Source organism: Nocardia sp. Tas62D01, assembly GCF_055232035.1.
Genome location: NZ_JBUYUZ010000001.1, coordinates 2,758,098 through 2,778,830, shown reverse-complemented (window position 1 = coordinate 2,778,830; position 20,733 = coordinate 2,758,098). Strand labels below are relative to the sequence as shown.

Here is a 20,733-nt window from a genome sequence, read left to right as displayed (position 1 = left end):
GGTACTGCCGGGAGTGTGGTGATCCGCTGCCGCAGACGACGGCGTTCACGCCTCTTTGAGACATCCCAGGGCTTAGCTTGTCAAGCTGCGGCTTGTTGATCTTGGGTGTGGTGTGTCCAGGCGGTGGTCTCGTTGTAGAGGGTTCCGGATTTGAGGCAGCCGTGGAGGATGCCCACGAGCCGGTTGGCGACCTGACGCAGGGCGGCACGGTGGGCTAGGCCGCGGGCGCGTTGCTTGTCGTAGTAGGCGCGGGCTCCCGGCGATACGTTGAGCGCACTGAATGCTTGGGCCATCAGCGCGTCGACGAGCCGGTCCTGGTGCACGAACCGGGCCGCGACGACCTTCATTTTCCCCGAGGCGCGGGTGATGGGGCAGCGCGGCCCGGATCTGGTTGAGCGACAACCGCGCCGCGGCGGCCGGGTCGGGTGCCTTGCCGAGCAGCTCCAGGGCGTCGGGAGCGTCGAGGTCGTCGAACGCTTCCAAAGCGGCGGGGAAGTACTCCCGCAACGCGTACCGTAACCGCTGCGTGTGGCGGGTGCGTTCCCAGATCAACGTTTTATGTGCTCGCGCAACAACTTTCACCGCTTCTGCGGCGGGACTGTCCCCGGCGACCGGACGCAACTGGTGCGCGTCGGTACGGACCATGTCGGCAAGGGTATGCGCGTCGGCGGCATCGCTCTTCGCACCCGAAACGCTGCGGCGTTCCCGGAACCGGGCCGCCTGCAACGGGTTCACCGCGTACACCGTGTAGCCGGCCGCGATCAACGCCGCGACCCACGGGCCACGATCGGTTTCGATCCCGATCCGTACCTGCGCGGCATCGGCGTCGTCGCCGAGGTGTTCACCGATCATGGCGTGCAGCCGGGTGATCCCGGCGATCCCTTCCGGTAATCGAGCCTTGGCCAGCCGTTTCCCGGCCTCATCCATCAGCTCGACATCGTGGTGGTCCTCGGCCCAGTCATCACCGACCAGCAGCACAGCTGTTCCCTCTTCATCGTTGTCGGACACCAAATCCGGCAGCGTGCGGGAGAACGTCGGCGACCTAATGAATCGGTGCTCACGCCGTCATGCGGCAGGCACGACATCCCATCAGCGATCCATTTCTCCCGGCCGACCGGCAGGGGCACGATCTCAAAGCAGGACTCGAAGTCCGGGGCGAATCAGTGCTCACCTACCAGCCGCTACCAGTAGCGAGTCTGCCCGATCGACCGACCCGCTACATCTCATTAGGGTCCGGACGCTGACGAAGTCGATCGCGCACCGCGACCAGTCCAGTCCGCTGCGGGCACCGAGTTCGTCCAGGACCAAGGCGGTGGAGCTTGGCCCATACCCGGGCCTCGGTCCATTCGTCACAGGTGCGTCGCCCGGCGCAGCAGGCGGTCGATGTTCTCGCGGCTGCGCCTGTCGGTGGGGGTCTGGACGACGAGGCGGACGCCGGGGTGGTCGGTCAGTTCCATGCCGGTGGCACGCAGGCTCACTTCGCCGATCCCCGTGACGTCATAGCGCTTGTCGCACAGGTGCGGTGGAGCGACGTCGTGCGTGGCCCAGAGCCGAGAGAACAACGGGCTGGCGATGCACAGACGGGCGACGAAGTCCTGCCATCGCGGGTCGCCCACGTTCTGGCTGTAGCGATAGCGAAACCCTGCCACGGCCTCGGGCGCCTGCTCGTCGCGGTTGACGATGTGGTGCTGCCCCTCCGGTGCCGCGAAGAGGTGCCAGAGGGTGTTGCGCTTGCCGGGCGGAGCACTGACCAGAGCGGGGTGCAGGGCCGCGTATGCGCGGTTCCAGCGCAGCACGTCGGTGCGGGCGTCGACCAACATGGCGGGCAACGGGTCCAGGGCTCCCAGGACGGTGTCGAGGTGGCCGGGGAGCTCGGTCGGCGGATCACTGATGACCGGGGGCTGGGGGACCTCGGCCAGACGGTAGAGGTGGTCACGCTCGGCGGCACCCAGAAACAGCGTGCGGGCCACCGCGTCGAGCACCTGGGAGCTGACGTTGATCGGCCGCCCCTGCTCCAGCCACGTGTACCAGGTGATGCCGACACCGGCCAGCTGGGCGACCTCCTCGCGGCGCAGTCCGGGGGTGCGCCGACGGACTCTCGGGGGTATGCCGACATCCTCGGGTGAGACCCGCGCGCGTCGTGAGCGCAGGAACTCCCGTAGTTCGGTCCGGTTCGTGGTCGTCGGCACCTGTCCACTGTGCCAGAGCCGGGAGGCGTCGGCCTGGTGCTGCCAGTACCAGTATCAGCAGGCTTCTGGCACCGGTGTCAGCACAAGGCGCAGGCTCGTACCGCCTGTGTTCCTCAGGACGTTCCCGGGACGTCTTGCACGACATTCCCCAAGGACGGCTACCCAGATGAACGGACGACGAGTTCCATGAGCAACGCATTTCACAACAAGGTCGCGGTCGTGACGGGTGGAAGTGCCGGTATCGGGCACGTCACCGCACGGAAGATCGCCGAAGGGAGCGGCACCGTCTACATCACGGGACGGGACCAGGACGCCGTGACGGCGGCGGCCGCGGACATACCGGGTGATGTCATCGGGGTGCGGGCCGACTCGCGCTCGGCCGACGACCTCGACCGGCTCTTCGCGCAGGTGGAGCGGCGCAGCGGCCGGCTGGACGTGCTGGTCGTCAACGCGGCGGCGATCGCGACCGCACCGCTGGGAACCATCACCGAGGACGTCATCAGGACGGTCTTCGACGTCAACATCACCGGCACGATCATGACCGTCCAGAAGGCGCTGCCGCTGCTGGCGAACGGTGGCGTCATCGTCCTCACCGGCTCGATGGCCGCGCACAAGGCGTCGCGCGGGCGGAGTCTCTACGCGGCCTCCAAGGCCGGGGTCCGCGCCCTCGCCCGTACCTGGGCCCTTGAGCTGACCCCACGCGGGATCCGGGTGAACGTGGTGAGCCCGGGCCCGACGGATACGCCCGGTATCGCACAGCTGGCCGCCACCGCCGAGGAACGCGAGGCGCTCATCGCCACGATGGCCACCGGGACCCCGATGACCCGGGCCGGTACCGCGGAAGAGGTCGCCGCCGTCATCGCATTCGTCGCCTCGGACGCGGCCTCCCACGTCAACGGCGCCGACTACCAGGTCGACGGCGGATATGGCCAGGTCTGACACCCTCACGGGGCCGTCACGGACTACCTGGACACGGCCGAATGTCCTCGATCACGGCTTCGGGGAACATCGGTACAGCGGTTGGCGGTGAGAATGATCATGCTCCGGGCGGTGTGAGTGTGCTGACGCGGTTCTCAAACTCGCGGCGGGCCTTGCGCTGGGCCGGGACCGCCGGGACGCCTGGGCGCCGTCGAGCGGCTGGCAGCGGTTGAGGATCTGGCGGTGGATCGCCTGGGCGGTGCTGACGCGCAGGGTGTAGCCCTGGCCGCGCCGTACGGTCATCCCATAGTCAAGCGCGGCCCGCTTGGCGGCCGCGACCTCGGTCATCGGCGGCATGGTCCGGATCGACCCCATCTATACCCCGGCCCACCTCCGGGGCCCAGCCGCGAAGTCCCGGTAGCCGTAGGTGTCGCGGATCTCCCACGCGTGTTCGTACACCGTCTGCACACGCGTCCCGTACTCGGCGAAATGCTCGCCACGAACCCCGACCTCCACCACGCCAACCAGACCCATCAGCGCCCAGCCAATCACTACCAGCCCAAACCCGCACCCTGAGCACGAAATAAGCTCGCCACCAACGCATTACGCATATCCGTTGTTTTTTCGGCGATTACTACCGGAACCCCGACTGGCCGCCAGTCGAGGGTGAGTTGGTGGCGGCTGAATCGGTCCAGGTCGTTGCCGATGATCTGTTGGATGCGCTGGAGATCGTCGATGGTGGTGGCTTCGACCCGGACGGTCAAGGTGTTGTCGTCGCAGTCGAGCACGGCGCGGCCCCACGGGTCGAACTCGACGCTGCCGTGGGTGTCGGACCATTCGGCGTGGACCTGCACGTCGCCGCGTGCGGCGGCGCTGCCGCCGTGGGGGCGGAAGCGGTGGCCTCGGCTGCTGCCCATCGCGTCGGCGTGTTTGCAGAACTGAACGAGGTAGCGGGCGGGGCGTTCGGTGTCGATACGGGCTTCGGTGATGAGCATGTCGTTACTTCCTGGTGAGTTCGACCAGCCAGGCGGCGACACTGCCCGGATCGGGGGTGATTTCGATGACGGCCGGTTCGATCGAGTCGACCCGCCATCCTTCGGTGAAGGCGGCGGTGATCTCGTCGCGGGTCAATCGGTGCGGACCCCATCCTGCGGGTTGAGCGTCGCTGAAGCCGAGCATGAAATAGCGCCCGCCTGGCCGGATCGCCGCGCGCAGGCTCTCGACGTATGCGGTGCGGGCGTGACCGGTGAAGATGTGGAACAGGCCGCAGTCGAGCACGGTGTCGAAGACCTCTGCGAGTTCGGCCAGTGTGCAGGCGTCGTGGCGGATGAACCGCACCTCCAACCCACGGTCGCGGGCTTTGCGTTCGGCCTGTTCGAGTGCGGTGGCCGACTGGTCGACCCCGACCGCCTCGTGGCCGAGGTTCGCGGCCATCAGGGCGTGTTCGCCTGTGCCGCAGCCGATGTCGAGGACCCGTCCGATGAGGTCGCCGGTTTCGGCGAGGGAGACGAACGCGGGCTGGGGTCGGCCGATGTCCCAGGGCGGTGGACTGCCGTAGAGGTCGTCCGGCCCGGTCGCGGTGGGGGTTGGGTGGGGGTCGTGAGTGGGGGTGAACATGGCGCTTCTCCTTCTCGGAATGCGAACCACCTCAATTTATCGAGACAATGTGTCTCTAGTCAACATATCGTGTATTTATCGAGGTCGTTGTGTATGGTTGGGTTGTGCCGAAGCTGTGGAACGAGACGATCGAGTCGCATCGCTCGCAGGTGCGCGACGCGATCCTGGACACGACGGCGGCGTTGGTGTTCGAGCACGGGTTGCGGGCGGTGACGATGTCGCAGATCGCCGAGCGGACCGGCATCGGGCGCGCCACGCTGTACAAGTACTTCCCCGACGTGGACGCGATCCTGCACGCCTGGCACGGCCGCCAAATCGACGCCCACCTCCGACAACTCACCGAAGTCCGCGACGGCATCGGCAGTCCCGGGCAGCGGCTCACAGCGGTGCTGACCGCGTATGCCCACATCGCGCAGCAAACACGAAGCCACGACACCGAACTCGTGAAATTCCTGCATCCCGACGAGCAGATCACCCACGCCCAACACCAGCTCCACGACATGGTTCGGCAGCTGATCGCCGACGGTGCCACAGCAGGCGACCTGCGCGACGACGTCGAACCGGGCGAACTCGCCAACTACTGCCTGCACGCCCTATCAGCCGCAGGTCAGGTGACCTCCGATGCGGCCCTCACCCGACTCATCGACGTCACGTTGACCGGGCTGCGACGGCCCGCGCGGTAACGTCGCCGCCAACTCGCGATGGGCAGCCCGTGACGACGTGCGGAAGTTGATGTGCGCGCATCGAAACAGACTCGACTGATCGTCGTGCTGATTCTCAACCTGGTGCTCATCACCGGGCTTGTCGTGGTGGGCCTGTGCGCGCACTCGCTGGGCGTGCTGGCGGCCGGCGTCGACTACCTCGCCGATGCCTCGGCCATCGGTGTCTCGTTGCTGGCTATCCGCCTCCCGGCCACACCGCCCAGTCCGCATCGCCCAGGCGGCTATCCCAACGCCGGCAATATCGCGGCCCTGATCAACGCGGGCTGGCTACTGCTGCTCAACATCGGCGTCGGTGTCACCGCGACCCGACGACTGGCCACGAGCACGCCGCAGGTGCATGGACTTCCGGTACTGATCGTCAGCGCTGTCGCAGCCGCCGTCATGCTGGCAGGTGCCCTCATCCTCGGGGCCGACCTCGACGACGAGGACGACGAGGACGAGGATTTGAATGTGAAGGCAGTGCTGCTCGATACAGCCGCCGACGCTGCCGCCGCAGCCGGGGTCGCGGCCACCGGTGCGATCATCCTGGCCAAGGGTGGCTGGTACTGGCTGGACCCCGCGGTCGCCCTCGTAATTGCCGTGGTCGTCGGATACCACGCCGTTGCCCTGATCCGGAAAGCCGCCAGGGCCATGACCGCGACATCCCGGTCGGTCCCCGTGGGCGGCGAATCGCCGACCGACGACAACCGATGAGGGCTCCCACAAACTGTTCTAGTGGTCGGGAACCCCTTCTGGCGCTGCACCGTTCGACTGGGACAGGTCGCGAGTGATGGCGTCGACCCGGCGCAGTCGGCCGTCCGGGGCAAGGTCGCCGAACATGTATACCTCGGTGATGATCGTGCGGCCGGTGCGCATCGTGGCGGTGACCGTGTAACGGGCCGCGACATGATCACCCGAGGCAATGGTGTCCGCGACGTCGACCCGGCACTGGGTCACGTTCTTGCGACTCGGTTTCGCGTGCGCCACCAACCGATTCCGGTCCATAGGGTGCCCGTCGCTGAACCACACGATATCGGGAGTGTGGTACCGATCCGCGATGATCTCGGGCAGCTCCGCGCCGAACGCCAATTCCGCCACGTACGCAGTGAGATACGCGGCGACGTCGCGTCCGGGGAGGGTGATGGAAGTAGCCATGTCCGTTCGCCTTTCAGATAACTCTTACAATACTGTCAAGGTTATCTCGATCGGCTAGACTTGACAAGGATGTCAGAGAAAACCAGGCCCACCCGCCGCCGTCGAAGCGACGGCCTTCGCAGCGCCGAGTCGGTGCTCGATGCCGCCATACTTCTGCTCGGCGAGCGACCCGACGCAAGCCTGGAGCACATCGCCGGGGCCGCGGGAGTGAGCAGGCAAACCGTCTACGCCCACTTTCCGTCCAGGGAGGCGCTGATCCAAGCTGCGGTCACCCGCATCACAGCGCAAGTCGTCACTGAGATCGACGCGGCCCACCTCGGCGAGGGCTCGGCAACCGACGCCCTCCAACGGTTCCTCGACGTCTGCTGGCGCATCATGGCGCGCTACCCGATGCTGATGCACCTACCCCCGACCGATCCAGCCGACGACCACGACGTTCACGCACCGGTCCTGGAGCCGCTGGATCGGCTGATCCGACGCGGCCAAGCCACCGGCGAATTCGATGCCGACTCCGCACCCGAGTGGCTGCTGACCGCCGTCATGGTGCTCGGTCATGCGGCCGGTTCCGAGGTGTCGGCCGGTCGCATGACAGCAGACGCGGCAATCACGTCCTTTCAACACAGCGCACGAAAACTGATCGCAGCGCAATCAATCCCATAGCGGCGCGGCCCTCGGAAGCCGGGACACAGCGGCACCGGCCGAGCATCTCCGCCAGGCGAACGGCACGTCCTTGCGTTGTTCCAGAACCGATTTCAGCGTCGCCGTCGCGATCACGGGTCCGCTGGTGTCAGCCGGCCGTGTCGGTTCGGTCGGCCAAGCCCAGGCGCAGATGCTCGCTGTGGTAAACGGCCTCGTCGAGCAGTTGGGCGACGTGGTTGTCGTAGAGGCTGTAGACGATGCTGCGCCCGGCGCGGGCACCGGTCACCAACCCCAGGTTGCGCAGTAACCGCAACTGATGCGAGACCGCCGATTGCTCCATCCCCACCGCCTCGGCCAACTCGGTGACCGGGCGCGGGCCTTGCCGCATCGCGCACTGGCTGGTCCCCGTCGTGTTCATCGGCGTGGGACTGCTCCTCATCATCAACAGCGGCACCCTTGCGGCCGTGTCGCGTGCGGTGTGAGGTTCACGCCAAATCCAGGACGCCCGAGTCTCGCGTCAGCTTCATCGGTGGTTACCCATTGCGTGGCCGGCGTTCACGTGCCGTGCCACGGTCACCCATCCGGACCTGTGTGCCGGACGAATCCAACTCAGGTGTCCGTCACGTTGCAGGTTCGGCGGAAGGCGAGGATTTGGACCTGGATCGCTTCACCGTTCGACGAGTGCCCCACCGAGACGGCACAGAGTCGTATTGGATATTCGGCCCCGACGCAGAAGTTCATCGTCCATCGTCGAACGTCTTGGCCCGCTACGGCACTTCGACGCAGCAGACCTACGCCTACAGCCTGGTCGATCACCTCAACTGGTTGCACACCAATCGTCGTGACATCAGCTCGGTGACGATGGATGACTTGCGCCGCTATATGAACGGGGTCACCGGTCAGGCCGACGGAGTTTACGGCGTGGCCTGGCGCGGACCGAAACAGAAACCGCTACGCGAGTCCGCGGCCGGGAATGTCGCGTCGATCGTCAGGGCGTACTACCTCGGACAACCCGAGTCCGCGCATGTTCGTCGCGAGATCATCGATGCGTTCACCGGCCGCGGCACGGACGGGTCCGCAAGCAAAGGTCGGGGAACGATGCGGTCGAATCCGCTGGCACCGAGCCGGGCGTCGCGGCGGCCCCGCCTGCTCCCGGACGAGGTGGTGGCGGCTTTGTTCGAGCCGGGCGTGTTGACTACCGCCCGTGACGTCATGATCGTCACTTGGCTTCATGACAGCGGGCTGCGTGTCGGCGGATTGTGCGGGCTGCGGTTCACCGATCTTCATCTGGTCCGCAACCATCCCTGCGGTCAGCGGGCGGACCCGCATGTACATGTGGTGGGGCGTGAGGACAATCCCAACCGGGCACGGGGGAAGGCATACGGTTCGGCGCACGTGAGCAAGGAGGGCTACGTGCTCGACGGTGTGATCCGTGCGGTCAGCGACGACATGCTGAGCACCTTCTATGCCTACCTGCTCGATGAGTATCACCCGGTCCAGCACATGGTCGATCACCAGCAGATCCTGGTTCACCTCGGCGGCCGTGCTCGCGGCGCCGCGTTGCACACCGGCGGCGTGCGCAAGATGCTCGGCCGGGCCTGCATCCGCGCTGGTCTGAACGTGCGGGTGCATCCACATAGCTTTCGGCACAAGGCCGCCGCAGCGCTGTATGCAGCGTCGGACTTCAACGCCGAGCTGGTCGCCCAGGAGTTCGGCTGGGCCAGCCCATCCATGGTCACCGACGTCTACGGCAAGTCTGCCAACAGCCAGGCGATGAAGTTCCTGCGGCAGGCGTGGGAAACCACAGCTCGGCCACCATCGGAACCGGACCTGGTACCCGGCGGGGCATACGAGGGACAGCGGTGAGCGCCAGCGCCGCGACATCGGGAACCTTGTCCACCGCGCCGTCCACAGCGACCGACTTCCTCGGGCTGAGCCCGCATGGGCGTTACGACCTTGTCAGTCAACGCTTTCCGCCGTGGCTTCTAACGGAACCGGTCGAATTCCCCGCTCACCACCCGACCTATGGGTGGGCCTGCCGAGTTCGTGGATGCGACGGCGGTATGCACCCGACCGAGACGAAACTACTGTGCATCGAACACTCACGGCTCTATCGACCAGTCCGGGACACAACCAGCATCGAGGAGTTCGCGGCCACCGCGCGCCCGTCTCGGTCGAAACGCTTCGCCACAGCACTGGTCCGCAGGGGAAACTGCGACATCACAGGATGCCCACGCGAACGCCGCGGAGCCGCCTACTGCCAGGAACACGCAAAGAAGCTTCGGGACGCTCAGCTCGCGGGAATCAGCGAAACAGACTGGGCCTCAACGCAAACGCCGCTGTCGGCTCCGGTTGTCTGCACGGTCCCCGAATGCCTCCACGACGGACGACAGTATGCGCGCCTCACGCCCGGGAAGTACCTGCTCTGCGCCACCCACCACAAACAGGCGTGTCACTGGCAGGCCGAATCCAACACGGCAGCGGACACCCGCACCTGGCAGGACTTCCTCCAGTCTCCGTCGGTCGTGGCCTCGGTATCACCGGTGACCAGTCGCGGCCTGCTGTCGCTGAGGATGCTTCCGCCCAGCCTGCAACGTGAAATCCGCTACGCCCTGCACCGATACGCCAACACGGCGCAGCGCTCAGTCTGGAGTCCGGCCGCCCTACAACATGTTCTCGACCGGCTTGCCGCCGGCAACGTGCAGTCGCTCTACGACCCGATCGTTGCCGAACTGGCAGCCGAGTACAGCGGTTCCCATCCGTGCCGACGAATCTGGGTGCATATGCCGATCGCGGCACGCAGCCTGATGATCACGGCCGACACCGCGAAAGCCGAAGGATGGTTCGACCCCGTCCTGGTCGGCGCGTCGCCGTTCACGGGAACCCAAGGCGACAAGAACCGACGCAAGCCCTGGGACCTCACAGCAGTCACCCAACGGTGGCTGCGTGATCTGCTCTGGGATCACCTGCACGACCTCGTTCTCATGCCGCCGGGCAAGCGCCCGGCGGGCGCGGCGGTCAACGTCCGGATCTCCGGGGTCGCCCTCGTATCGCACATCTTGCGGCAGAACCGGCCCGACAACGGCGAGGTGCCGCAACGAATTACAGGGGCCGACGCCCGGATGGTCAAACACACCTGGGATCTGTGGTTCCAGGAACAGATCCCCCTGCCCGTCATCTCGACCCACATCGCACCGCGGGTGCTGACCGACTCCACTCGCACGAAGTTCATGGCCGGTGTGAAAACCGTGCTGCGTGGTGCCCGAGAACACCAGCGGACCCCGGCCGCGCTGGATTCGTTCATCCTCGATCTGCCCGACTACTCCCAACCTGTCCGCAACCCCCGGCCGCGGCCACTGAGTTACGACAACTTCCGGATGTTGCTCGACGCCGACAACCTGCGTGCGCTCGACGCCGCAGACAGCGACAATGTCGGGTACTCCGACATCTGGCTGACCCAGGCGTTTCAAGGTGGACGGATCGGCGAGACGCTCACGCTGCATCTCGGATGCGTCGGCCTCGTGGGCGCTGCCCAACCCTACATCTGGCGCGACATCACCAAAGTCGGCATCATCGACTACGGGATGCCCTGCCATCTGCCCGTCTACGAACGCCTCTTGCGCCGTCAAGAGATCACCCGTGCCAGACTCCGGGACCGCTACCGCCAGGAACTCGGAGAACTCGACGACCACGGCCAGGCGAAACTCGAAGCCCGCTGGGACCGGGAAATGCCGCTGTTCCCCAGCAGCCAGCGCAATATCGACCTGAAAGTCGAAGTGTCCCAGTCCCGATTCCGGGACGTGTGGGTGGAATGGTTCGAAGGCCTCGGCCTGACCGGGCTGACCACACATCAAACCAGAGCCACGCTGGCCACGTCACTGTTGAACAACGGCGCACCCCCGGCCCTGGTACGTCAACTGCTGGGGCACTTCTCCGAAGAAGCCTTGGCCCACTACGCCAACTACAGCAACGCCACCCTCACCAAACACCTTCAGACAGTGTGGGCGGCCAGCCCCGGCATGGACAAACCCGGCACCATCCTCCTGCGTCCCGCCGACTTGAAATCCGACAACCCCGCCGCCGCAGCAGCACGCATCGACCTGGCCATCGTTCCGGTCGAACACGGCCTGTGCCGCTACGGACCCGTCGTCGGCGGTGCGCACTGCCCGATCGGCAAGAACTGCACTGGCGGACCCCGCGGCACCTGCGAACACTTCGTACTGACCGGTGCCGACCTGGCGTACTGGGAACGCAAACGGACGCCGCCGCCCACTTCGCCGAAGCCGCACCCAACGACGAAGCACGTGAATACATCCTCAGCCAATGGCTGCCCTGGGAACCGGTCCTGACCGCGCTTCGCGAGGCCCTCGACGAACTCGGCCTGCTGGAAGAAGCCGAAAAACTCGACCTGCGCAGCCCGGTCCACGACTACTTCGACCCGCTGTTCTCCACCGGATTCCAACTCCCCCAACCACCTTCACCCAACGAAGCGGCCTGACAGCAGCCGTCTCACGAACAGGGAGCACGCCCGATGGCACAAACAACCCGCCGCCGGCCGGTCGAGATGATCGAACAACGCTCGCGCGTCGGTGACGAATGCGAGAAGCGTGTCCGCAAAGCCCTCACCAAGTTGACCAGGACCGGTGCCCCGTTCACCATCCAGAACATCTGCGACCTCGCCGGCGTCGGCCGAACATTCATCTATGACAAGAGTCGCCCCGACCTGCTCAACGCCGCACTCGCAGCCCGCGACGCATCCAATGCCGCCAGCCCGGCCCGAGCGGCACAGGCGCTCGATCGAGACACCGCATCGTGGCGGGAACGCGCACTCAACGCCGAGAGCCTCGTCAAATCGCTTCGCGCCGCAGTCCAACAACGCGACGGCCGCATCGCCGACCTGACCGGCCAGCTCATCGATCCCGATGGAATCCACCTCGTCGAGCAGAACGGCGAACTCCGCCGACTTGTCCTCACACTCAACCAGAACCTCCGCAGCGTTGAAGCCGAGAACGCACAGCTGCGCCGCTCGCTCGACGGCGCGCGGGCAAACATCAAACGCGAACGCGAACGCAATGTCGCGATCGTCGGCATCAACAGCCGTCCCACGTCCGCAGCCGGGATCGACACTGCTGCGGGAGGGCACCGATCATGAGCGACTACAGAGGTGTCCAGCTCGCCACGGTGGACGCTATCGAGCTGTTCGAGATGCTCCAGTTCGTCAACGACTGGGTTGCCAACGACCCCATTGCGCGTGCAAGATTCGACCGCTTCGTCGGCAACCCAGCCTATTCCGCCGACAACCTCTGTACCGACCTGGACAGGTTCATCTTTCTGCTCGGCGGAAACGACGCCGAATACCTGCTTCGGCCAACAGAATTCACCGAATGAGCCTACTCACTACAACGGCGGCAGCCACGGGACCGCATTCGACGCGAAACTCTGCTTGACCGGCACCAGGCTGCTGTGATCGTCAAGAGCCATCATCGTGACCCCGACCAAGCCAGCCTCATCACCTTTTGATGCCATGCTCGATCCGCAGACCGGGCAGAACCCACGGCAAATCTGCGGGAACGTCTCGAACCAGGTCGGCTCCCCGCCTGGACCGGTCCACTCGAATCCTTCCTCGGGGAAAGACACCCATGACATCACCGGGGCACCCGAAAGCCACTGGCAGTGCTCACACGAGCATAAGTGAGGGAAATCAGCGTCACCGGTCGCAGAAAACCGGATATTGCCGCAGAGACAGCCGCCGGTCATCGAGCCTGACATTCAAACTCCTAGTTGTTGGTGACAAACGCACATTGAAATCGGACCAACGTCCATGTCGATCGACGCGAGACTGACAACAGCCCCAACATCCGCGAAGAACGCGAATCGCTATTACGCTGCGACTGTGAACGATTCGGTGGACGTCGCGGACATGTTGTCGACATTCCTGCCAGGTCCAGTGCCGTCCTCGAAGTAGGTGGGGGCACTAATCTGGGCGGCGACAGGACTCCCGCAGGTACCGCAGAAGCCACGCTGGGAATCGGGGAAGGTGTTGTACCAGACCGGTTCACCGCCGGGTCCGATCTACTCGAACCCGTCGCGAGGGAAGTCGACCCATGACATGACCGGTCCACCGGACAATTTCTGACAATGAGGGCAAGAACAAATATGTGGAAAAGTCAGATTTCCCGACGCCTGATACCGGGTGTTGCCGCAGAGACAGCCGCCGTTCACTTGACTCCTTGCTTGTTGGGCACCATGCGCGAATAAGTAGGGCTTCTCGTCCATCCGATGCCCGCACGCGTGGACTACGACGCCGACGTTCGGCCTCGAACAGCCCTTCGCCCCCCACCGGGCACCGAGCAGGCGCGAGCACACTCTGCCACGCTGGTGAATCCCGACGTCGGTCATCGGAACTATCACGTCGGTCGGCGGGGCCGAGATCGCCTGGTATCGCGGAAATCTGACGCCCCCCAGTCGCGTCCTTCCCTCTGGGCGTGTCTGGCCAACGCACTGTAATGCCGAATGCGGTGCGTTGGATGTCCCGGCATCATGGCCGAATGGAGCTAAGCCAGCGGGTAGAACCACCACGAATCGCTGGTGAGCGCGAGACGCTCACCAGCTTCCTCCAGTATCAGCGGGAGACCTTGGCTTGGAAGTGCTCGGGGCTCACTGCTGAACAACTTCGGCAACAAGCTGTCCCGCCCTCGGCGTTATCGCTGCTCGGCATCGCCCGCCACATGACCGACGTCGAACGCACATGGTTCGCTCGTATCTTCGCCGGTGCACACGCACCTGCGGAGTATTGGCGCGAAGATCCCAGTGAGGACACCGATTTCGAGGTCACCGACGCGGACGCCGAGGAATCGATGCGGCTGTGGCGCAGCGAATGTGATCGGTCCCGTGAGATTGTGGACGCGTGCGAATCGCTGGACGAGGTTGGCGTGCACCGCCCGACCGGATCCAGCTACACGCTGCGATGGATCCTGACACACATGATCGAGGAGTACGCCCGCCACAACGGGCACGCCGATTTGCTCCGCGAGCGGATCGACGGGCGTACCGGCGAATAGACAGACCTATCCACTGCGCCCAGTCGTGGCGATGACCCAGTAGCTGCCAGACGAATCAAATCATCTGTGAAATGGTCTATTTGGGTGCTCGCTATCGCGCTGTTCGTGCGCGCTGCCATGCTGCGGACCGCAGCAGGCGTAGTCCGTTGAGTCCGACGATCACGGTGGATCCTTCGTGTCCGGCCACACCCAGCGGGAGCGGGAGGTGTCCGACCAGGTCCCAGATGACCAGGACGGTGATGAAGGTGGCCGCGATGGCGAGGTTGGCGATCACGAATCAATGTTCGGCGGCGGCGAGTGCGGCTTCAGCTGCCGCAGCGACCTCCGCCGCGGTCGATATCCGAGTCGACGGAAAAGCGCCGCCCAGCACTCGATTTCTCTGTCTTCGAGGCCGCATCCGCTCAGGAAAGCGAATACTGGCTCCCACCGTAGTTCGACACGGTCGGGCCGGAACAGGTCGTGCAAGGTGGTGTGTTTGACCAGCCCAAGCCCACCAAACAACTTCCGATTGGCCCACCACTCGGGCGCGATCGGCAATCGCCCGGTACGAGGGTTTGTTCACCGAGGCGCGAAGTTGGCGCAGCGCGCCAACGTAGTCGGGCACCGTGCGCACGGTGCCCGGCTCTGGCCAAAACAGCGGGTGTAGCTTCACCCAGACCGCTCACGGCCCGTAAGCCCCTACCAGCCAAGGGATTACGTCATATCTGTTGTTTTCCGCGCCGTTTCTGCCGGAACCCCGTCCTGCTCGGCATCGCAACAGAATCCGTGCAAGGCCCCATGTCCTACTAGGACTAGTTAGCTAGCGCCATCCCCCGATGGGGTGGTCTGGCACTACCCATCACTGTCGAGGCAGAACCAATGCCAGTCACCATTCAGGTGATGGAATGTGCCATACGCGGGAGGGGCGCCGGTAAGCTGGGCAAACCCTCCGCCCCCGCTCGAGCAGTTGCTCGCCATGGGGCTGGTCCTGAAGTTGCTCCTGCCCGGTTGAAGTTGGATGCGGGTCCGAGAGTGGATTCGGCCCCCGTCTGCCCAACGGCACGAGCAGCATCCCACTAGAAGGTGGCGCAGCCCACACTGCCGGCGGCCGCTGGAGCCCCTGTGAAGGTGCTCACAGCCAGGAATGTTCGGCCGGGTCGGCGGCGCACCATCCGGAGATCGCTAACAGTACGAGCGTTACGCTAAAACCGCATGTCAGAGCTACCCGCTGGTAGGTTTCATCGCTGCAATTCGCCAGCGAATTTTGCAGAGTTAGCAATGGCCTGCGGAAACATAGCTGAGATTCACATTAGCAACAGGTAGACGGCTATTTCCTGGTGTGTCATCGTGTGGAAGTACACCCCATGGACCTAGCAAGTCTGCAAATTGTCGCTCCAGCAGTTCGAGTCACGCTCGACCGTGGGACATACCCCGACCAAATGAGGAAGTGGAGTCAGAGATGACCACCGGCACCCCGAAGACCGCCGCGGAAATCCAGCAGGATTGGGACACCAACCCCCGCTGGAAGGGCGTCACCCGTCACTACACTGCGGAGCAGGTGTCGAAGCTCCAGGGCACCGTCGTCGAAGAGGCCACTCTCGCCCGCCGCGGTTCGGAGATCCTCTGGGATCTCGTGAACAACGAGGACTACATCAACTCCCTGGGCGCCCTCACCGGCAACATGGCCGTGCAGCAGGTGCGAGCCGGCCTCCAGGCCATCTACCTGTCGGGTTGGCAGGTCGCCGGTGATGCGAACCTCTCCGGCCACACCTACCCGGACCAGAGCCTCTACCCGGCCAACTCGGTCCCGGCCGTCGTGCGTCGCATCAACAACGCGCTGCTTCGTGCCGACGAGATCGCCAAGGTCGAGGGTGACACCTCGGTCAAGAACTGGCTCGCCCCGATCGTCGCCGACGCCGAGGCCGGCTTCGGTGGCGCGCTGAACGCCTACGAGCTGCAGAAGGCCATGATCGCGGCCGGCGCCGCGGGCGTGCACTGGGAGGACCAGCTCGCCTCGGAGAAGAAGTGCGGCCACCTCGGTGGCAAGGTGCTGATCCCGACCCAGCAGCATATCCGCACCATGACCTCCGCGCGTCTCGCGTCCGATGTCGCCGACGTGCCGTCGGTGATCATTGCCCGCACCGATGCCGAGGCCGCCACCCTGATCACCACCGACGTGGACGAGCGCGACAAGCCGTTCCTCGACGGCACCCGCACCGCCGAGGGCTTCTTCGGCGTGAAGAACGGCATCGAGCCCTGCATCGCCCGCGCCAAGGCCTACGCCCCCTACGCCGACCTGATCTGGATGGAGACCGGCAAGCCAGATCTCGAGGTGGCCAAGCAGTTCGCCGAGTCAGTGCGCAGCCAGTTCCCGGACCAGCTGCTGGCCTACAACTGCTCGCCGTCCTTCAACTGGAAGGCGCACCTGGACGACGCCACCATCGCGAAGTTCCAGAAGGAGCTCGGCGCGATGGGCTTCAAGTTCCAGTTCATCACCCTGGCCGGCTTCCACTCGCTGAACTACGGCATGTTCGACCTGGCCTACGGCTACGCCCGCGAGGGCATGACCGCCTACGTCGAGCTGCAGGAGCGCGAGTTCGCCGCTGAGGAGCGCGGTTACACCGCCACCAAGCACCAGCGTGAGGTCGGCGCCGGCTACTTCGACCTGATCGCCACCACCGTGGACCCGAACACATCGACGGCCGCCCTGAAGGGCTCCACCGAAGAGGGCCAGTTCCACTGAGACATGGCGGCGCCTCCGCCGCGTGTCCGCGGCCCCCAAGGCTCGCTTCCGAGCACTCGAGACTCGCACCTTCGGCGCATGCGCTTCGAGTACTCGGAAGCGAGCCGGCCGCGAACGGGGGTTCGTCGAGCTCACCCCGTACGGGGTTGCGAAAGCATCCGACGTCACCAACCGTGATTCGCACAAGGAATGAGGTTCCCGACGTGAATACCTATAGCCCTCTACTCCAGTAGGGGTGTACCGCCCTCCCCCGCCGAACAGCCCTCGGCGGGGAGGGCATATCCCTATACCTTGGACCATCGAAGGCTCGCCGCGGACCGCGTCGCTCCTTCGCCACAAGCCACCCGATTGCCAGACAACCAGCAGGAGCGGGACGTGAGCAGCGAGAAGATTCAACGCGTCGGTGTTATCGGCGCCGGACAGATGGGTGCCGGAATCGCGGAGGTGTGCGCCCGCGCGCATATCGACGTGCTCGTCTTCGAGCAGACTCGGGAACTAGCCGCCGCCGGCCGCTCCCGCATCCTGCGGTCGCTCGATCGTGGCGTCAGCAGCGGCAAGATCACCGAACGGGAGCGCGAGCAGGCCGCTTGGCGGCTGCGGTTCACCTCCGACCTCGGCGACTTTGCCGACCGCCAGCTGGTGGTCGAGGCGGTGCTCGAGGACGAGAAGGTGAAGACCTCGATTTTCAGCGAGCTCGACAAGGTCGTCACCGACCCCGACGCGGTGCTGGCCTCCAACACCTCCTCCATCCCGATCATGAAGATCGCGGTCGCCACGGCGAACCCCGAGCGTGTGGTCGGTATGCACTTCTTCAACCCGGTTCCGGTGCTGCCGCTGGTCGAGCTGGTCACCACGCTCAAGACGAGCGAGTCGGTGTCCAAGCGCGCCGAGGCATTCGCCGGTGACGTGCTCGGCAAGCAGGTCGTGCGCTCGGCCGACCGCTCCGGCTTCGTGGTAAACGCGCTGCTGGTGCCGTACCTGCTTTCCTCGATCCGGATGGTCGAATCCGGCTTCGCCACAAAGGAAGACGTCGACAAGGCGATGGTGCTCGGCTGCGCCCACCCGATGGGCCCGCTGGCGCTGACCGACCTGGTCGGCCTCGACACCGTCAAGTCGATCGCCGACTCCATGTACGCAGAGTTCAAGGAGCCGCTGTACTCGGCCCCGCCGCTGCTCATGCGCATGGTCGAAGCGGGCCTGCTCGGCAAGAAGACCGGCGCGGGTTTCTACCAATACAACAGGGCCTGATTTTGCAGCGCCTGCGGCGCTGCGTGTTCGCGGCCCCGAAGACTCGGGTGCCGAAGGTAACCCGGCTTCTGAGTCTTACCGGGCCGATGCCGTTGTCGGCATGATCGAAAGGGAGCATCCCGCGCATGGTCAACGTCACCGATGGTTACGGGTCGAGCATCCTCGGCTACCCGAGGATCGGGCCGCACCGGGAACTCAAGCGGGCCCTCGAGGCATATTGGCGCGGTGGGGGTTCCCGCGACGAGCTGCTTGCGGTCGGGCGCGATATCCAGGAGCAGCAGTTCAACGAGCTCGCCGCCACCGGGCTCACCCAGGTACCCGGCAACACCTTCTCCTTCTACGACCATGTGCTCGACAACGCGCTGCTCTTCGGCGCGGTGCCGACCCGGTTCAAGCCGCTACAGGACGAGCTGGATCCGCTGGACTTCTACTTCCTGATGGCGCGCGGTCGGCCGGACCTGCCGCCGCTGGAGTTGGTGCGCCTCTTCGGCACCGCCTACCACTACCGCCAGCCCGAGCTCGACGAATCCACCAAGTTCTCACTGCATCCCGAGGCGCTGCTCGACGAATTCGATCGCGCCAAGGAGCGCGACATCGAGCTGCGCCCGGTGGTGCTCGGCCCGCTGTCGCTGCTGCTGCTGTCCAAGGCTGGGCACGTCCCTGGTGAGGCGGAATTCGATATTCTCAGCCTGCTGGACAAGCTGCTTCCGGTGTACGAGCAGCTGTTCGAGATTCTCGCCAAGCGCGGCGCCACCTGTGTGCAGCTGGACGAGCCCTGCTTCACCACCGATCGCAGTCCCGCCGAGCTGGTCTCGTTCGAGGCCGCCTACCAACGACTTTCGACGTCGGCGCTGCGTCCGCGCATGTTGGTCACCGGTCAGTACGGCGACTTCGGCCAGGCGCTGACCATCCTGGCCGGCACCAATGTCGAGGCCATCGGCCTGGACCTGGCCAGCTTCCGGATGGATCCGGAGGAGCTCGCGAAGGTTCCCGGTATCCGTCGTAAGCGTCTGTACGCGGGCGTGATCAGCGGGCTCAATGTGTGGCGCGCGGATCAGGTGGTGACCCTGTCCTACCTCAATGAGTTGGCCAAGGTCTGCCCCGACCTTGTCGTCTCCACCGGCACCACACTGCTGCACGTGCCATACGACGTGCTCGCCGAATACGACATCGAGGGGAATGTCGCCGATCGCCTCGCCTTCGCGAAACAGAAGGTGGGCGAGGTGGTTTCGCTCGCCAAGGCGCTCACCGAGGGTCCGTCGGAGAAATGGCGCAAGCGGCCGACGGAGGTGCACTTCAAGCAGAAGCACGCGGTGCGGCAACGGGTTTACGCGGTCACCCCCGACATGCGTGAGCGCGAGCCGTACGAGGTGCGCCGAGAAGCCCAGCAGCGCAAGCTGAATCTGCCGCTGGTCCCCGCGACCACGCTGGGTTCCTTCCCGCAGACCACCAGGATCCGGCAGGCCCGCCAGGACCTCGGCCAGGGGCGACTGTCCTACGACGAGTACCGCAAGAAGATCGAGGCCGAGATCGAGGCCACGATCCGGCTGCAGGAAGACATCGGTCTCGACGTGTTCGTGCACGGCGAGCACGAGCGCAACGACATGATCCAGTACTTCGCCGAGCTGCTCGACGGCTTCGCGACCACCCGCTTCGGTTGGGTGCAGGTGTACGGATCCCGTTGTGTCCGACCGCCGATCATCTATGGCGACGTGTCCCGCCCGGCGCCGATGTCGGTCGACTGGATCACCTACGCCCAGTCGCTGACCGACAAGCCGGTCAAGGGCATGGTCACCGGTCCGGTCACCATGATCGCGCGCTCGTTCGTCCGTCAGGACCAGCCGCTGCACGAAACCGCCGACCAGGTGGCTCTCGCGATCCGCGACGAGGTGGTGGACCTGGAGCGCGCCGGCATCTCGATCATCCAGGTCGACGAGCCCGCCGTCCGCGAAATGCTGCCGCCGCGGCCCGTCGGTCGCGCGGAGTACCTCCGCTGGGCCGTCGGCGCGTTCCGGCTGGCCACCTCCGGTGTGCGGCCGGAGACCCAAATCCACACGCACATCAACTATTCCGGCCGCGCCGAGGTGGTCGAGGCGATCGAGCAATTGGACGCAGACGTCACCGCGATCGTCGCCACCCGATCCATCGAATGGGTCCTCAAGGCGCTCGCGGACGACTGTGCCTCCGGGCAAGGGCTCAGCCACGGTCTGGGCCCCGGTGTCTACGAAAGTCGTTCGGCGCGTATCCCGGACATCGATGAGCTGGACGAATTGCTCACGGCCGCAGCCGAAGCCGTCACCCCGGAACGACTATGGGCGAACCCGGACGGTGGGTTGAAGACTCGCCACTACTGGCAGCTGGAACCGTCGCTGCGCAATATGGTCGCGGCAGCGCGCCGGGTCCGTCGGCGCGCGACCGCGGCCGAATAGCCGAAATCGAAGGCCGCCTGCCCTATGGATGGGGAGGCGGCCTTTGTGCATCCG

At 65.3% G+C, this 20,733-nt stretch carries 18 protein-coding genes and 5 pseudogenes; 12 read left to right on the top strand and 11 right to left on the bottom strand.

The window, feature by feature from the left end; all coding sequences use genetic code 11:
- Window positions 1-80 precede the first annotated feature (80 nt).
- From ACV7NQ_RS13645 to ACV7NQ_RS13635, 3 genes and pseudogenes are all read right to left on the bottom strand, one after another.
- Window positions 81-978, bottom strand: a pseudogene (locus ACV7NQ_RS13645) (IS110 family transposase).
- Window positions 979-1,227: 249 nt separating this feature from the next.
- A pseudogene (locus ACV7NQ_RS13640) lies at window positions 1,228-1,360 on the bottom strand (IS5/IS1182 family transposase); the annotation flags it as partial.
- The gene (locus tag ACV7NQ_RS13635) at window positions 1,350-2,189 is read right to left on the bottom strand and encodes a helix-turn-helix transcriptional regulator (RefSeq protein ID WP_463359978.1); all 840 of its coding nucleotides are present in this window, start codon (window positions 2,187-2,189) and stop codon (window positions 1,350-1,352) included. The pseudogene ACV7NQ_RS13640 and the gene ACV7NQ_RS13635, both read right to left, overlap by 11 nt.
- A gap of 186 nt (window positions 2,190-2,375) precedes the next feature.
- On the opposite strand from ACV7NQ_RS13635, the gene ACV7NQ_RS13630 reads away from it, so the two are divergent.
- Window positions 2,376-3,128 carry an SDR family NAD(P)-dependent oxidoreductase gene (locus ACV7NQ_RS13630; RefSeq protein WP_463359977.1) on the top strand — a complete coding sequence of 251 codons (753 nt, stop codon included), beginning with the start codon at window positions 2,376-2,378 and terminating at the stop codon, window positions 3,126-3,128.
- A gap of 354 nt (window positions 3,129-3,482) precedes the next feature.
- Here the strand turns inward: ACV7NQ_RS13630 and ACV7NQ_RS13625 are convergent, their stop codons facing one another.
- The 3 genes from ACV7NQ_RS13625 to ACV7NQ_RS13615 are packed head-to-tail and all read right to left on the bottom strand — an operon-like array spanning window position 3,483 to window position 4,724.
- Window positions 3,483-3,641, bottom strand: coding sequence for a DUF4158 domain-containing protein (locus ACV7NQ_RS13625; protein ID WP_463359976.1), 159 nt, complete (start codon window positions 3,639-3,641; stop codon window positions 3,483-3,485).
- Window positions 3,642-3,658: 17 nt separating this feature from the next.
- Window positions 3,659-4,102 carry a DUF2218 domain-containing protein gene (locus ACV7NQ_RS13620; protein ID WP_463359975.1) on the bottom strand — a complete coding sequence of 148 codons (444 nt, stop codon included), beginning with the start codon at window positions 4,100-4,102 and terminating at the stop codon, window positions 3,659-3,661.
- Between the two features lie 4 nt (window positions 4,103-4,106).
- Complete coding sequence (locus tag ACV7NQ_RS13615; RefSeq protein ID WP_463359974.1) at window positions 4,107-4,724, bottom strand: class I SAM-dependent methyltransferase; 618 nt, start codon at window positions 4,722-4,724, stop codon at window positions 4,107-4,109.
- A 104-nt stretch (window positions 4,725-4,828) separates the two neighbouring features.
- Here ACV7NQ_RS13615 and ACV7NQ_RS13610 point away from each other — a divergent pair, with 104 nt between their 5' ends.
- A complete protein-coding gene (locus tag ACV7NQ_RS13610) occupies window positions 4,829-5,407 on the top strand; it encodes a TetR/AcrR family transcriptional regulator (protein ID WP_463359973.1) in 579 nt (192 codons plus the stop codon).
- A gap of 51 nt (window positions 5,408-5,458) precedes the next feature.
- Complete coding sequence (locus ACV7NQ_RS13605) at window positions 5,459-6,139, top strand: cation diffusion facilitator family transporter (RefSeq protein WP_463359972.1); 681 nt, start codon at window positions 5,459-5,461, stop codon at window positions 6,137-6,139.
- A gap of 18 nt (window positions 6,140-6,157) precedes the next feature.
- On the opposite strand, the gene ACV7NQ_RS13600 is transcribed toward ACV7NQ_RS13605, so the two are convergent.
- Window positions 6,158-6,580, bottom strand: a complete 423-nt coding sequence (locus ACV7NQ_RS13600) for a nuclear transport factor 2 family protein (protein WP_463359971.1) — start codon at window positions 6,578-6,580, stop codon at window positions 6,158-6,160.
- 69 nt (window positions 6,581-6,649) lie between these two features.
- On the opposite strand from ACV7NQ_RS13600, the gene ACV7NQ_RS13595 reads away from it, so the two are divergent.
- Window positions 6,650-7,240 carry a TetR/AcrR family transcriptional regulator gene (locus ACV7NQ_RS13595; protein ID WP_463359970.1) on the top strand — a complete coding sequence of 197 codons (591 nt, stop codon included), beginning with the start codon at window positions 6,650-6,652 and terminating at the stop codon, window positions 7,238-7,240.
- 127 nt (window positions 7,241-7,367) lie between these two features.
- Here the strand turns inward: ACV7NQ_RS13595 and ACV7NQ_RS13590 are convergent.
- Window positions 7,368-7,607, bottom strand: a pseudogene (locus ACV7NQ_RS13590) (ArsR/SmtB family transcription factor); the annotation flags it as partial.
- 371 nt (window positions 7,608-7,978) lie between these two features.
- Between ACV7NQ_RS13590 and ACV7NQ_RS13585 the strand changes: the two are divergent.
- The 4 genes and pseudogenes from ACV7NQ_RS13585 to ACV7NQ_RS13570 all read left to right on the top strand — a co-directional run bounded on the left by ACV7NQ_RS13585 (window position 7,979) and on the right by ACV7NQ_RS13570 (window position 12,607).
- Window positions 7,979-9,085 carry a tyrosine-type recombinase/integrase gene (locus ACV7NQ_RS13585; protein WP_463359969.1) on the top strand — a complete coding sequence of 369 codons (1,107 nt, stop codon included), beginning with the start codon at window positions 7,979-7,981 and terminating at the stop codon, window positions 9,083-9,085.
- Window positions 9,086-9,282: 197 nt separating this feature from the next.
- Window positions 9,283-11,124, top strand: a pseudogene (locus ACV7NQ_RS13580) (site-specific integrase); the annotation flags it as partial.
- Window positions 11,125-11,750: 626 nt separating this feature from the next.
- Window positions 11,751-12,371, top strand: coding sequence for a hypothetical protein (locus ACV7NQ_RS13575; RefSeq protein WP_463359968.1), 621 nt, complete (start codon window positions 11,751-11,753; stop codon window positions 12,369-12,371).
- On the top strand, window positions 12,368-12,607 hold the full coding sequence (locus tag ACV7NQ_RS13570) for a hypothetical protein (RefSeq protein WP_463359967.1): 240 nt from the start codon (window positions 12,368-12,370) through the stop codon (window positions 12,605-12,607). Before ACV7NQ_RS13575 ends, ACV7NQ_RS13570 begins: the two co-directional genes overlap by 4 nt.
- A 9-nt stretch (window positions 12,608-12,616) precedes the next feature.
- Here the strand turns inward: ACV7NQ_RS13570 and ACV7NQ_RS13565 are convergent, their stop codons facing one another.
- Together ACV7NQ_RS13565 and ACV7NQ_RS13560 are read right to left on the bottom strand one after the other, a co-directional pair.
- The gene (locus ACV7NQ_RS13565; protein ID WP_463359966.1) at window positions 12,617-12,976 is read right to left on the bottom strand and encodes a GFA family protein; all 360 of its coding nucleotides are present in this window, start codon (window positions 12,974-12,976) and stop codon (window positions 12,617-12,619) included.
- A 315-nt stretch (window positions 12,977-13,291) separates the two neighbouring features.
- Window positions 13,292-13,495, bottom strand: a complete 204-nt coding sequence (locus ACV7NQ_RS13560; RefSeq protein ID WP_463359965.1) for a GFA family protein — start codon at window positions 13,493-13,495, stop codon at window positions 13,292-13,294.
- 272 nt (window positions 13,496-13,767) lie between these two features.
- Here ACV7NQ_RS13560 and ACV7NQ_RS13555 point away from each other — a divergent pair, with 272 nt between their 5' ends.
- Window positions 13,768-14,280, top strand: coding sequence for a DinB family protein (locus tag ACV7NQ_RS13555; RefSeq protein ID WP_463359964.1), 513 nt, complete (start codon window positions 13,768-13,770; stop codon window positions 14,278-14,280).
- Window positions 14,281-14,371: 91 nt separating this feature from the next.
- Here the strand turns inward: ACV7NQ_RS13555 and ACV7NQ_RS13550 are convergent.
- Window positions 14,372-14,554, bottom strand: a pseudogene (locus ACV7NQ_RS13550) (hypothetical protein); the annotation flags it as partial.
- Between the two features lie 1,164 nt (window positions 14,555-15,718).
- On the opposite strand from ACV7NQ_RS13550, the gene aceA reads away from it, so the two are divergent.
- The 3 genes from aceA to metE all read left to right on the top strand — a co-directional run bounded on the left by aceA (window position 15,719) and on the right by metE (window position 20,679).
- Window positions 15,719-17,002 carry an isocitrate lyase gene (aceA, locus tag ACV7NQ_RS13545; protein ID WP_463359963.1) on the top strand — a complete coding sequence of 428 codons (1,284 nt, stop codon included), beginning with the start codon at window positions 15,719-15,721 and terminating at the stop codon, window positions 17,000-17,002.
- A 375-nt stretch (window positions 17,003-17,377) separates the two neighbouring features.
- Window positions 17,378-18,250, top strand: a complete 873-nt coding sequence (locus tag ACV7NQ_RS13540) for a 3-hydroxybutyryl-CoA dehydrogenase (RefSeq protein ID WP_463359962.1) — start codon at window positions 17,378-17,380, stop codon at window positions 18,248-18,250.
- Window positions 18,251-18,375: 125 nt separating this feature from the next.
- The gene (gene metE, locus ACV7NQ_RS13535; protein WP_463359961.1) at window positions 18,376-20,679 is read left to right on the top strand and encodes a 5-methyltetrahydropteroyltriglutamate--homocysteine S-methyltransferase; all 2,304 of its coding nucleotides are present in this window, start codon (window positions 18,376-18,378) and stop codon (window positions 20,677-20,679) included.
- Window positions 20,680-20,733 lie beyond the last annotated feature (54 nt).

Excerpts from the sequence above, each read along its gene's own strand:
- ACV7NQ_RS13630 (WP_463359977.1), top strand. The coding sequence starts at position 2,376 with ATGAGCAACGCATTTCACAACAAGGTCGCGGTCGTGACGGGTGGAAGT.
- ACV7NQ_RS13625 (WP_463359976.1), bottom strand. The coding sequence starts at position 3,641 with ATGGGTCTGGTTGGCGTGGTGGAGGTCGGGGTTCGTGGCGAGCATTTC.
- ACV7NQ_RS13620 (WP_463359975.1), bottom strand. The coding sequence starts at position 4,102 with ATGCTCATCACCGAAGCCCGTATCGACACCGAACGCCCCGCCCGCTAC.
- ACV7NQ_RS13615 (WP_463359974.1), bottom strand. The coding sequence starts at position 4,724 with ATGTTCACCCCCACTCACGACCCCCACCCAACCCCCACCGCGACCGGG.
- ACV7NQ_RS13600 (WP_463359971.1), bottom strand. The coding sequence starts at position 6,580 with ATGGCTACTTCCATCACCCTCCCCGGACGCGACGTCGCCGCGTATCTC.
- ACV7NQ_RS13595 (WP_463359970.1), top strand. The coding sequence starts at position 6,650 with ATGTCAGAGAAAACCAGGCCCACCCGCCGCCGTCGAAGCGACGGCCTT.
- ACV7NQ_RS13575 (WP_463359968.1), top strand. The coding sequence starts at position 11,751 with ATGGCACAAACAACCCGCCGCCGGCCGGTCGAGATGATCGAACAACGC.
- ACV7NQ_RS13570 (WP_463359967.1), top strand. The coding sequence starts at position 12,368 with ATGAGCGACTACAGAGGTGTCCAGCTCGCCACGGTGGACGCTATCGAG.
- ACV7NQ_RS13565 (WP_463359966.1), bottom strand. The coding sequence starts at position 12,976 with ATGACCGGCGGCTGTCTCTGCGGCAATATCCGGTTTTCTGCGACCGGT.
- ACV7NQ_RS13560 (WP_463359965.1), bottom strand. The coding sequence starts at position 13,495 with ATGGACGAGAAGCCCTACTTATTCGCGCATGGTGCCCAACAAGCAAGG.
- ACV7NQ_RS13555 (WP_463359964.1), top strand. The coding sequence starts at position 13,768 with ATGGAGCTAAGCCAGCGGGTAGAACCACCACGAATCGCTGGTGAGCGC.
- aceA (WP_463359963.1), top strand. The coding sequence starts at position 15,719 with ATGACCACCGGCACCCCGAAGACCGCCGCGGAAATCCAGCAGGATTGG.
- metE (WP_463359961.1), top strand. The coding sequence starts at position 18,376 with ATGGTCAACGTCACCGATGGTTACGGGTCGAGCATCCTCGGCTACCCG.